The sequence below is a fragment of the Candidatus Binataceae bacterium genome (genome assembly GCA_036495685.1).
Classification (GTDB): domain Bacteria; phylum Desulfobacterota; class Binatia; order Binatales; family Binataceae; genus JAFAHS01.
The window spans coordinates 15147-27085 of sequence record DASXMJ010000066.1; the positions used below are offsets into that span (position 1 = coordinate 15147).

Consider the following 11939-nt stretch of genomic DNA (forward strand, 5'->3'; position numbering starts at 1 on the left):
TGTCTTAGGAAGAGATGCGCGCCCCCGCCTTAGTTCTCCCCTCCGGGACAAACTCGCCAGAAGCGGGCCGCGGAATACTCCATTAACAGCCTGCCAAAACCGCGCCCTGCGTTAATCAGCAATCAACTTTGCTCCTCAAGGTGCCGCGGGAGCGACTGTTGCCCGGGTCGCACCGAGTGTGCTGCCGCCGGCGGCCGCCGAACCCGACGTCGAGACCGGCACTCCCGGCACTCCCGAAGCAGCGACCGAGCCGGTCGCGGGCGCACTCATGCTGCTCGGTCCAATTTCCTCGGTGTTAAAGGGCGTCTCGCCGCTAGCAGGCGGTGGCGCCGCCAGGGGCGGAGCGGAACCGCGCGGAACCCCAGGCGCTTCCGTCGTACCTCCCAAGTCAGCCTCCGGTGGTACCGAAATCGAGAAGCTTGGCTTGTACAGCTCGTGAATCTGCGAGGCCGGCATGTCATGCATTTCCCTGCGGCCCAGCGAATTAATGAATCTCTGCCGCTCGTCCAATGCCAGCGCACGCAACTGCGCGCGGGTCCGGACCACATGAGGCGTCAGAAACACCAGGAGATTGAGTTTTTGTCGGTCCGACGACTTGTTGCTGAACAAATTGCCCAGCACCGGGATATTCGAGATGTAGGGCACGCCTTGGTTTTCAATTGTGTCCTGGCTGGAGAGCAGGCCGCCAATTACCGCGGTGCGATGATTTTGCACGAACACTTCGGTCGATGCCGAGCGGATAGTCGTGGTGGGACCGAGCGAATTGTTTTGCGTTCCATTGACCACGTTGGACACTTCTTCATACAGGTCGAGCTTGACGTAGTCGCCCTCGGAGACCTGCGGCACCATGTCGAGGGTGATGCCGACGTTCTGTCGATCGACCGAATTGAAGATCTGGCCGGGCAGGCCCGCATTGGCGGCCGCGGAGCCGACGAAGGGCAGATTCTGTCCGACGATGATCATTGCTTCTTCATTGTCCGCGGTCAGCAAGGTCGGCGCGGAAAGGACGTTCGCATGAGTATCGGTTTCCAGCGCAGTCATGAGTGCTACGTCGCAGGGAGCCGAGATGGTGCTGCTGGTGGTGGTACCGGTCGTGGTGCTGCCACTTACTGCCCCCGCCACCGCGACCGGAATGCTACACATGCTGCCGGACGCAAGACCGATCCCGAGTCCGGTCAGTCCGAGAGGATTGCCCAGCGCGTTCTGAAGGTTACCGAAATTAAGTTGTCCGATACCAATGGTGTTGCCGCCGAGATTCGTGGACGCCTGAAACTCGACGCCGATATCTTTGGTGCGCTCCGCCGAAACCTCGACAATTATCGCCTGCACGAAAATCTGCGTGCGCGGGACGTCGAGTTCATCGATGATCTGTTTTAAAGTCTGCCAATCCTGCGGCGCCGCGCTGACTACCAGTGCGTTGGTCGCCGGATCGGCGGTTACATTCACGGGACTCACGAAGTCGGGGTTTCTGCCGCCCGGACCGGTGGCACCTCCACCGGAAGACGCACTCATCGTTGCTCCGCTCGAGCCCAAGGAGTTGCCGCTGCTCCGCATCATGCCCATTCCACCGCCGATTCCCCCGCCGCCGCCGCCCATACCGCTCATGCCACCACCGAAGCCGCCGCCGCCCAATGACGAACCCATCATCCCACCACCGAGGCCGCCGTAGCCGCTGTTTCCGTAACCGCTGCTTCCGTAACCGCCGTAACCGCCGCCACCACCACCAGACAAGCCGCTACCGAGACCATTGAACATCCCGAGCGCGCTGCCGCGGCCCAATGATCCTTTGCCGGTGGTGGGAGAAAGGGTGGTCGGCGAGCCGCCTCCGCCAAGCAGGTTGCTCAACACCTGCAGCATCTCGAGCGCTTGCGCGTTCTTGAGCCGATAGACGTGAATCCGCGAGGTTGCGTTGGGTGGCTGAATGTCCAGCTTGGCCACGATGTCCTGAATCTGATTCATCTGAAGCGGCCCAGCCAGCACGATCAGTGAGTTGGTCCGCTCATCGGGAATAATTTTGAATGCGGTCCCGCCGCTGGTCGCAGCAGGCGCTACCACACCAACTCCAGGTCGCTGACCGGCCTGCTGATTTTCGCGCGCGCCCATAATCTGCTCGATCTCGGGAGCCAGCTCGCCCGCGAAGGCTAACTTGAGCGGGATTACAGCCACATTCTTCTGCAGTCCCTGGATATCCAGGCTGCCGATTATCTTGAGTAGCCGTTCAACGTTGTAGGCGTCGTCGGTGATGATGAGGGTGTTGTCTTCCGGGTAGGCGGCCACCAGGCCGTCGTGCGAAATCATTGGCTGGACAACAGTCACCAGTGACGAAGCGTCGACGTTCTTCAGCTTGATCATCCGCGTGACGTATTCGTCGCCGCGTGTTTCGGCGGGCAGCTGCGATTCGGTCAGCGGCGCGTCCGAGCGCACATTGCGGGAGGGAATGATCTTGATGGTCTTGCCGGTTTGGACCGTGGTGAAGCCTTTGATTTGCAACGCTGACTGAAACGCCTGGTACGCTTCTTCGGGTGTCACTTTGGTCGGCGAGATAATGGTTACCTTGCCGCGTACGCTCTCATCGATGATGAAATTCTTGCCGGTAATTTCACTGATGAATTTGGCCAGCACGGGGATGTCCACGTTCTGGAAATTCATCGTGATCTGGTCCTGCGGTATGGGTGGATCGTCCCCCGCCCGGACGGTCCGAGCGGCGGTGCAAACCAGGAGGGTCGCGGCAAACAACAAAGCTGCCGCACGGTAGCGGTCCATCCGAAACACCTCCGAAATTAGTCCCCCGACTCGCGAGAGAGCATATGGTACCCGACTCTCGAAGCGCAACCTTCAAACCGCTCACCCATCCCATTTAGAAGAGACGCAATTGTGGACGAATCATTGCACAAGGCCCCCCCGCATCCCGACCACCGGTTTCTGAAGTCTCCGCGGGTTCTCGGTACAAGATCCGGAAGGTCGCCGCAGCGATGTCCAGGATTTTTTGGATTTTCGAGCCTTCGATTTGCTCCCCGACCGCATCCGGCGACCAGCTAGCCGAGAGCCCTTCGATTAGGCAGAAGGGCCGTTGCAAAAAACCCGATGCTCGGAGACTATTGGGCACCCACACCACCTATGCTCGGGACCCTCTGCCAAGTTCAGCGAAAAAGCGCGAGCCCGTCGTGGTAGCATAGTCTGCGCCGGGAACGCGATGCGCTTCGAATACCTGATAGGACTCCGTTACCTGCGCGCCCGCCGGCGCGAACGCTTCGTGTCGACCATCGCGATGATCTCCCTGGGTGGAGTGGCAATCGGCACCCTGGCGTTGACGGTGGCGCTTTCGGTAATGAGCGGCTTCCAGGAAGATCTGCGCGGCCGGTTGCTTTCCTTCACGCCCGAAATAACCCTCGAGCGCGTCGATGGGGCCGTCTGGGCCCCTGCCGACCTGCAGCGCAAAATCTCGGCGGTCGGCGGCATCGTGGCATCATCGCCCTACGTCTCATCCCAGGTGATGGCGGTATCGAGCACTCCTTCAGGCGCGCCCGGCTACGTAGAAGGCGGCGTACTGCGGGGGGTCGTCGCCCGCGACAATCCGGTCCTCACGCAACTGCAAAAGACCCTGGAGCAAGGCGACGTCCAGTCGCTCGACACCGATCAAAAAGTCACCATCGTCGATCGTGGGCAAGGGCGCGAGGTCGATCTCCCGAGTGCTATCGTTGGCCGGTCGCTGGCCATTGAGCTCGGGCTTCACATCGGTGACCCGGTGACTATCATTTCCCCGGCCAGCCTAGCCGGAGGAATGGGCGCGCCGCGGCTCCGCCGCTTCGTGGTTACCGGGTATTTTCACTCCGGGTGGTTCGAGTTCGATTCGGCGCTCATCTTCGTGTCGCTCAAGAGCGGGCGCGCGCTGCTGGCCGATGATCCCCAACTCCAGACCGGCCTCGAATTCCGCCTGCACAACATGTTCGATGCGCCCGCAATCGCCGATCGCATCCGCCGCATTGCGGGGCCCGACTACAAGGTTTCCGATTGGACCCACACTAACGCGGCGCTGTTCGCCGCCTTGCAGCTCGAGAAGTTCGTTTATTTCCTGGTTCTGCTGCTGATCGTGCTGGTTGCGGCTTTCAACATTATCGCCACGCTCGTCATGGTCGTGATGGAACGGCGCAAAGAGATAGCGATTCTTCGCGCGATGGGCGCCCGCTCAGGTTCGATCGCCACGATATTCCTGTGCGAGGGCGCTGCGCTGGGCGTGATCGGCACGGTGCTTGGGGTAGGAGCGGGATTCGTAACCTCATGGGCAATCGGCACCTATCATCTCATCCATCTCCCGCCCGACCTGTTCATGGTGAGTGCCGTGCCGGTGAGGCTGTATTCGCTGAATTTTATCGCGGTCGCGGGCGCGGCAATCGCGCTGTGCGTCGCGGCCGCTCTGTATCCGGCGCTGCATGCGCGATCACTCTCGCCGGTGGAGGTCATTCGCTATGAGTGACGGCTCTGCCGCCGTTCGCGCGGTGCAGCCCGCGGGCGGTCTGCTTATCGAGGCTCAGGGTATCGCCAAGGACTTCCACGACGCGGGGCGGGAAATTCACGTATTGCGCGACCTCGACCTCAGCGTCCGCGCGGGCGAGGAAATCGCGATCGTCGGACAATCCGGGGTCGGCAAATCCACCTTGCTCTACGTGTTGGGCAGCATGGAAACTCCGACCGCAGGCAAGGTGTTCTTTGAAGGGCAAGACCTGTTTGCATTGGACCCGGTCGCGTTGGCCGAGTTTCGCAATCGCAAATTGGGCTTTGTTTTTCAGTTTCACTACCTGCTCGCGGACTTCGACGCGCTGGAGAACACGATGATGCCGGGGTTGATCGCGCGAATGCCAGACCCACAAGCGCGTGAGCGCGCAAAGGAAGTGCTGGAATTCGTGGGGCTTGGCAACAAGTTCCATCGCCGACCTGCCGAGCTTTCCGGGGGCGAGCAGCAGCGGGTCGCGGTCGCGCGCGCGGTCGTGCTCCATCCACGTCTGGTGCTGGCAGATGAACCGACCGGAAACCTCGATCCGCACACTGCCGATGAAGTGCACGAGCTATTCCACGTTTTGAACCGCGAGCTGGGAATTACCCTGGTAGTCGCGACCCATAACGAGCGCCTGATGAAACGGATGAGCCGCGCCCTCCGTCTACATGACGGTAAGCTCTATGACGAGCGCCAGGGCCCGTGACCAATTTGCGAGCGGGGAACCGCCAATCAGCGACCACTCGTTACGTAGTTGTGCTCGGGCTGCACCTGGGCAGACCAGACGTGTGGAACGCGGCGGCTGCTTTTTTTGACGCGCCCTAGACCCTGGAAGTCACCAGCGAGAAGCCGGCGCTACCCAAGGATGAATTTTTGGTGGGATCTTGAGTCCGACCACTCAGCTGCTGATCATCCGCTCGTTCCTCCTCTCAAACGAGCAAGCGGATCGGAGGTCGGGTTGGCTGCTGCTGTTCCATAACTTGCGCTTTACTAAATCACCAGCATTCTTCATCGCGCGCACAACAGCCTCTGCGCGGGGTTTTGGTTTACTTACCAAATCCGATTCGTTACGGTGGTCCGCGCTCTTTCTTGGTGCCCTCTAAGTGCCTTCTGCAAAATGCAAGTCTCGCGCTCCACGCGTGCTGGGCTGCCTCGCGTTGGTGCTGACAGCGGCCTGGCTCCTTAAGGCCCGCGTGGCGCTTGCCCAGGGGCAAGTCATAAACGAAATCCAGATCGAAGGTAATCAGCGCGTCGAAACCGACGCCATCCGCATCCACGTTACTCAGCAGGCGGGACAACCCTACGACCGGGACGTTGTAAATCAGGACGTCAAGGCCATTTACAAAATGGGCTTCTTTGACAATGTCCATGCCGACATTCGTAACATCGGCGGCAAGAACGTCCTGGTTTATATCGTCAAGGAACGTCCTCAGGTCAGCGATGTTCGCTTCGGCGGCATGAAGGCGATCCGCTCTACCGACGACAAGATCGTTACCGCGGTGAAGGTCCATCCGGGTGCGATTCTGGATCCCACGCGAGTCAAGGAATCGATCAACGGGATCACCTCGGTCTACCAAGACAAAGGTTACCTGGACGCCAAGGTCACCTTCCGCACGGTCCTGGAGCCCGACAACACGGTAATCGCGGTGTTCGATGTCGATGAAGGGCCGAAGGTCCAGATTACTAAGATCGACTTCACCGGCAACAAGTCATTCTCGAGTGGGCAACTACGTGGAGTAATGGAAACCGGTCAGCGCAACTTCCTGAGCTGGTTTTTCGGTTCCGGCGCATTGGACAAGAAGAAGTTGCAAGACGACATCGATCACATAAGTGCTTTCTATTACGACAACGGCTTCCTGAACGTGCAGGTCTCGCAGCCGCAAATCACGCGGACCGGCGATTCGATTACCATCCTGATCGCGATCGACGAGGGTGAGGCTTATCGCTTCGGCCGCATCACGATCGCAGGCAACCTCAGGTTCCCGCGCCACGAGTTGACCGCGCTGTTGACCATCAAAAGCGGTCAGCGTTTCGAAGGCGCCGCGATGCAGCACAACGTGCTGGTGCTGTCGGATTTCTATTCCAACCGCGGCTACGCGTTCGTCAACGTGGACCCCAAGACCAGGCTCGAGCCGCAGCCGCATCGCATCAACGTCACCTTCTACATCACTCCTGGCCACGAGGTTTTGATCAACCGAATCATCATCGCCGGCAATACCCGGACCTCCGACAAGGTAATCCGCCGCGAGATGCAGATTCAGGAACAGGAACCCTATTCCGCCGAGGCAATCCGCGAATCGAAGGTACGCTTGGACCGCCTCGGCTTCTTCAACGAGGTGCGCATCACCACCGAGCAGGCGACCCAGCCCGACAAGGTCAACCTGGACGTGAGTGTCTCAGAGCGGAACACCGCTGCCCTGCAAGTCGCCGGGGGTTTCGACAGCTATTCGTCGGTGTTCGGCAATTTCACGCTGGGCAACAGCAATCTGTTCGGCGGCGGCGAGTCGTTGATGTTGAATGCCCAGGTGGGATTTTTGTTCCAGAACTTTTCCATCAGCTACGTCGAACCGTGGTTTCTGGACATTCCTTTGAGCGTGGGCATGCAACTGTTCGATACCAAGTCCTACCTGCTCAGTTTCAACCAGTCCGCCGCCGGTTTCACGCTCAATACCACTTACCCACTCACCGAGCTGGGATTCAAAAAACTAGGCCCGTTCTCGCTGAAGGACGTTACCGCGGGCCTTGGCTACACCTTCGAGAGCGTGGGCATTACCGGTCTGAATGCGCTGACCACCTTTCAAATCTTGAAGTACAAGGGCTACACCCAAACCTCCGAGTTCCTGCCAAGCATCCAGCGCTTCACGGTGGACGACCGGGCCGATCCGCGTTCGGGAACCGTGCTGAGCCTGAACACCCAGGGCGGCGGACTCGGCGGGGGAAACAAGTTCTTGAAGGCCGTCGCACACGCTCGCTACTTCTATTCCTTTCTGAAGAGTCCAACCTGGGGGACTTGGGTCGCGTCGCAGGGGGTGACCGTCGGCATTGGCACCAATCTGAGCACTGGAAGCGCGGGGAACTTGCCCCTCTACGAGCGCTTCTTCCCGGGCGGCGTCGCGGGCGCTTATGATGTGCGCGGCTATCAGCTCTATTCGCTGGGGCCGCTGGTCACTTTATTCAATTCCTCCGGCCAGCCCATCAGCGTGCAGAACATCGGCGGCAGCAAGATGTTGATTCTCAGCAACGAGATCACCTTCCCGATTCTGACGGGCCTGGGTCTTCGCGGCGTGGTCTTCAGCGACGCCGGCCAATCCTACACCTTGCAGCAGAGCATGAATCCCGAGAGCCTGCAGGCCTCCTACGGATTCGGAGTGCGCTGGAAGTCGCCCTTCGGTCCGCTGAGTATCGATATCGCCCGCCCGATCAATCCGCGTCCGGCCGACAAGAGCACGGTTTTCGAAATCGGCACGGGCGCCCCGCTCTAGTCCCATCAAATCGCGGAACGCAAAGAGTGATTGGACGAGCGCGCAACAGTCAAGTCGAAGGTTGTTTTCGCATGGAATATTCGGCCATTTTCGGTTGCGGATGGCTCTAGCGCCGCACACCCAAAACCCGCTTTAATGTCGGATCGGAAATTCGCGGTCCTGCCAATCCAGCTTGATCGAGGGCATGGAGCGTAACGGGAGGATTCGAAGCGAGATGAGGCAATGGTTATCCGTCGGCGCGCTACTGATGGCCTTCTTGGCCGTGTCGGCGCCGGGCCACGCGCAGGTAAGGCTGGCTTACGTCGATGTCCAGCGAGCGCTGAACGAGTGTGACGCGGGCAAGCGCGCCAAAAGCGAATTTCAGACCAAGATCCAGTCACTCGATTCCAAGCTGCAGCGCGAGCAAAACGAAGTTCAAGGGCTGAAGGACGAGATCGAAAAGAAAGGGATGCTGATGAACCCCGAGCAGCGCCAGAGCCTTCAGGACGAATACGTCAAGAAAGCCAAGGACCTCGACCGCAACTTGAAGGATGCGCGGGACGACTTGCAGCGCCAGGACAATGAAGTGACCGGCAAAATTCTGCATGACCTGGGGATTGTCATCCGCAACATCGGTGAGCAGAGCGGTTTTACGATGGTGCTGGAGAAAGGTTCGATTCTGTGGGGTGCGTCCAACCTCGACATTACCGATCAGGTCATCCGGTCCTACAATAGTTCACATTCCCAGGTCGGTTCGCTGGGTGAAGGTGCCTCGGCCCGTTATGAGCCGCCGCCATCGGCGGGTGCGCCCGTGTCCAGCGACTTCGGTTCGGCCGCCGCCAAGCGCTCCACCATCTCAAGGTAGCTGGCACTCGCCTCAAGGCTGAGAACCGTTGTGGCCCAAGACAAGGTAGCGCAGCTCGACCGGGTGCTCGGGATGCTGCCTCACCGGTATCCCTTCCTGCTCCTCGACCGTGTGCTCGAGCTTGAAAAAGACCGCGTGGTCGCGATCAAGAACGTCACCTTCAACGAACCGTTCTTCCAGGGACATTTCCCCGGGCGCCCGGTGATGCCCGGCGTACTGCTGGTAGAGGCGATGGCCCAGGCGGGAGCATTTATCACGCTTGGTCACCTGGGTCCGGACCGCAAGACCCTGTTCATGCTGGCCGGGCTCGACAAGGTCCGCTTCCGCCGCCAGGTAATCCCCGGCGACCAGGTCAAGATCGAGGTCAAGGCGGTTAAAATTCATCGTCCCCTATGGAAGATGTGGGCGGAGGCGCGGGTCGATGGCGAGCTTGCCGCCGAAGCGGAGTTGTCCGCGATGGAAGTCGAGGAGAAAGACCGATAGCCGGCAGTATTCATCCCGCGGCCACGATCGACAAAAGCGCCGAGCTCGATTCCAGCGTTCAAGTCGGCGCAGGCGCGGTAATCGGACCGCGCGTAAAAATCGGCCGAGACAGCTGGATCGGCCCCTGTGCGGTCGTAGCGCGCAACACCACGATCGGCGTGCGGACCAGGGTGTTTCAATTCGCCTCGGTCGGCGAAGATTCCCAGGATCTGAAATACAAGGGCGAACCGTCGCGCCTGGAAATCGGCGACGAATGCCGCATCCGCGAATTCGCCAGCATCCACCGCGGCACCGAAGGCGGCGGGATGCTAACCAAGCTGGGCAATCGCGTGCTGGTGATGAACTACGTGCACGTCGCGCACAATTGCCGGATCGGCGACGATGTTATCTTGACCAACGGCGCCCAGCTCGGTGGTCATTGCGTGGTCGAGGAGTGCGCTAACCTTAGTGCGATGGCCGCGGTTCACCAGTTCTCGAGGGTCGGGGCTCATGCCTTCCTCGCGGCCGGAGCGCTGGCCGCCCAGGATGTACCGCCTTATGTGATGGTGGCAGGCGCAGAACGGGCTCGGCTGGTGGGAATCAACGAGATCGGGCTTCAGCGGCGCGGCTTTGCGCCCGAGACGATAAAAGCGCTGAAGTCCGCGACCCGTACAATTTTTTACTCGAGGCTTGCGCGCGAGGATGCGCTCAAGAAAGTCCTCGACGAGCTGGGCGGCTTTGCCGAAGTCCGTCGCCTCGTTGACTTCGTCGCGAGTTCGGAACGCGGAGTGGTCGGCCGCGAGCGTGAATAAACTCGGTCTAATCGCAGGCAACGGTGTCTTCCCTGTCGAGGTGGCAAAAGCCGCGCGCCGCCAGGGCATTCGCGTGGTCGCAGTCGCCCATCTGAACGAAACCGCCGACGCGCTTTCCGCCGAGGTCGATGAGCTGACTTGGATTAAGGTAGGCGAACTCGAACGCATCATTGAGGTGTTCAAGCGCAGCGGGGTCGAGCAGGCAGCGATGGCTGGAGGAATTTCGCGGGCGCGGCTGGGCGATTCGTTCGCCCCCGATGCGCGCGCGCTGCGGATGCTGTCACGCATCGGACGCTTCAGTGACGACGCGGTCCTGCGCGGGGTGGCGGGCGAAGTCGAAGCGGAAGGAATTCCGATGATCGATCCGGTGCCCTTCATTCCCGACGCTTTGGCCCGCGCGGGCCGCATTGCTGGTCCTGATCCATCCGCTGCTCAGCTCCGCGATCTCGAGCTCGCCTTCGCCGTGGCCCGACAGATCGGCGCGTTCGACATCGGTCAAACGGTAGCCGTCCGTGACGGCACGGTGGCCGCGGTGGAAGCGGTCGAAGGAACGGACGCTGCGCTGCGGCGCGCCGCGCAACTCATGGGTAAGCGACTGGTGGTCGCCAAGTCCGCCAAGCCCGGGCAGGACCTGCGCTTCGATCGTCCCGCGATCGGGCCGGCGACCATCGCCCTGCTCGACGAAATCGGCGCAGCGCTGCTCGGGATCGAAGCGGCAGTCACGCTGCTGTTGGAACGCGAGCACACCATCGAGGCGGCACAGAGGGCGGGCGTGACGGTCTATGGGTATGGCTGAGCTACGCGCCGCGGTGATCGGCGCGGGACGGCTCGGCACGCTCCACGCGCAAAAGTACGCCGCACTCGAGGGCGTTAAGCTCACCTGGGTTGTCGATATCAATCGCGGGCGTGCGCAAAAGCTCGCTCAGGAAACCGGTTCGCGTGCCATCCACGACTGTCGCGAACTGCGCGGCAAGGTCGAGTTGGTTACCGTGGCCTCGCCGGGAATTACCCATTATGAAGTCGCCGCCGCGATGCTAAGCGCCGGAATCGATGTGCTGCTGGAGAAGCCGATGGCCGCGTCGCTAGCCGAAGCTCGCCAACTTGCGGAGCTGGCCGCCGAGCACAGACGAGTTCTTCAGATCGGCCACCTGGAGCGCTTCAATCCCGCGATCGTTCGATTGCGGTCGATCGTGAGTGGACCACGTTTCGTGGAATGCGATCGGCTCGCGCCCTTCACCGAACGCGGTACCGATGTCGATGTTGTGCTCGACCTGATGGTTCACGACCTGGATGTAATCCTCTCGCTGGCGCCCGCCGAGATCGCCAGTGTCGAAGCGGTCGGTGTCGCGGTGCTGACCGACACCATAGACGTGGCCAATGCCCGCATTCGCTTCAAGAGCGGGCTCATCGCCAACGTCAGTGCCAGCCGTGTCGCGCCGCGTCGCGAACGCAAGATTCGGTTTTTCCAGCCCGACGCCTACATCTCGGTCGATTACGAGGCACGCCGCGTGCAGGTGTATCGCAAGAGCCCTCCCCCGGCCGGCGCAAAGTTTCCTGTCATCTCGGCCGAGCAGCTCGATCTCAGCGAAGGCGACCCGCTCGCCGATGAGATCAAATCATTCGTGGATGCGGTTCGCACCCGCAGAACTCCTGCGGTTACGGCTGAGGATGGTCTCCGAGTCATGGAACTCAGCGAACGAATTCGCCAAAGCATGTCCACAGAATCACTCCCGGCCTAAACCCACGGCTAGAGCTTGGATTGAATTGCACCGGGCGCTGGTGAACGAGCATGGATAGGCGGCACGGTCGACCCCCGGTGGTACAATCGTCCAATTTCCACCACAATT

General features: G+C 60.7%; 9 protein-coding genes. 8 read left to right on the forward strand and 1 reads right to left on the reverse strand.

Features of this window, described 5'->3' with window-relative positions; all coding sequences use genetic code 11:
- Positions 1 to 135: 135 nt before the first annotated feature.
- A complete protein-coding gene (gene gspD, locus VGI36_07290; GenBank protein HEY2484936.1) occupies positions 136 to 2763 on the reverse strand; it encodes a type II secretion system secretin GspD in 2628 nt (875 codons plus the stop codon).
- A 430-nt stretch (positions 2764 to 3193) separates the two neighbouring features.
- On the opposite strand from gspD, the gene VGI36_07295 reads away from it, so the two are divergent.
- The 8 genes from VGI36_07295 (at position 3194) to VGI36_07330 (ending at position 11831) form a co-directional block, all read left to right on the forward strand.
- Positions 3194 to 4474, forward strand: a complete 1281-nt coding sequence (locus tag VGI36_07295; GenBank protein ID HEY2484937.1) for an ABC transporter permease — start codon at positions 3194 to 3196, stop codon at positions 4472 to 4474.
- Positions 4467 to 5198, forward strand: a complete 732-nt coding sequence (locus tag VGI36_07300; GenBank protein HEY2484938.1) for an ABC transporter ATP-binding protein — start codon at positions 4467 to 4469, stop codon at positions 5196 to 5198. Before VGI36_07295 ends, VGI36_07300 begins: the two co-directional genes overlap by 8 nt.
- Before the next feature lie 433 nt (positions 5199 to 5631).
- Positions 5632 to 7974, forward strand: a complete 2343-nt coding sequence (bamA, locus tag VGI36_07305) for an outer membrane protein assembly factor BamA (GenBank protein ID HEY2484939.1) — start codon at positions 5632 to 5634, stop codon at positions 7972 to 7974.
- A 214-nt stretch (positions 7975 to 8188) separates the two neighbouring features.
- Positions 8189 to 8818 (forward strand): OmpH family outer membrane protein, encoded by a 630-nt coding sequence (locus VGI36_07310; GenBank protein HEY2484940.1) that lies wholly within the window; start codon positions 8189 to 8191, stop codon positions 8816 to 8818.
- Positions 8819 to 8848: 30 nt separating this feature from the next.
- Positions 8849 to 9301, forward strand: a complete 453-nt coding sequence (gene fabZ, locus VGI36_07315; protein HEY2484941.1) for a 3-hydroxyacyl-ACP dehydratase FabZ — start codon at positions 8849 to 8851, stop codon at positions 9299 to 9301.
- A complete protein-coding gene (lpxA, locus tag VGI36_07320) occupies positions 9211 to 10092 on the forward strand; it encodes an acyl-ACP--UDP-N-acetylglucosamine O-acyltransferase (protein HEY2484942.1) in 882 nt (293 codons plus the stop codon). The genes fabZ and lpxA overlap by 91 nt, the downstream gene beginning before the upstream one ends.
- Entirely contained in the window at positions 10085 to 10888 is an 804-nt protein-coding gene (lpxI, locus tag VGI36_07325) for a UDP-2,3-diacylglucosamine diphosphatase LpxI (GenBank protein ID HEY2484943.1), read from the forward strand. The genes lpxA and lpxI overlap by 8 nt, the downstream gene beginning before the upstream one ends.
- A complete protein-coding gene (locus tag VGI36_07330; GenBank protein ID HEY2484944.1) occupies positions 10881 to 11831 on the forward strand; it encodes a Gfo/Idh/MocA family oxidoreductase in 951 nt (316 codons plus the stop codon). The genes lpxI and VGI36_07330 overlap by 8 nt, the downstream gene beginning before the upstream one ends.
- Positions 11832 to 11939: the final 108 nt, after the last annotated feature.

What these genes read in the sequence shown, in the direction of transcription:
- gspD (HEY2484936.1), bottom strand. Translation starts at nt 2,763, where the DNA reads ATGGACCGCTACCGTGCGGCAGCTTTGTTGTTTGCCGCGACCCTCCTG.
- VGI36_07295 (HEY2484937.1), top strand. Translation starts at nt 3,194, where the DNA reads ATGCGCTTCGAATACCTGATAGGACTCCGTTACCTGCGCGCCCGCCGG.
- VGI36_07330 (HEY2484944.1), top strand. Translation starts at nt 10,881, where the DNA reads ATGGCTGAGCTACGCGCCGCGGTGATCGGCGCGGGACGGCTCGGCACG.
- lpxA (HEY2484942.1), top strand. Translation starts at nt 9,211, where the DNA reads ATGGAAGATGTGGGCGGAGGCGCGGGTCGATGGCGAGCTTGCCGCCGA.
- VGI36_07310 (HEY2484940.1), top strand. Translation starts at nt 8,189, where the DNA reads ATGAGGCAATGGTTATCCGTCGGCGCGCTACTGATGGCCTTCTTGGCC.
- VGI36_07300 (HEY2484938.1), top strand. Translation starts at nt 4,467, where the DNA reads ATGAGTGACGGCTCTGCCGCCGTTCGCGCGGTGCAGCCCGCGGGCGGT.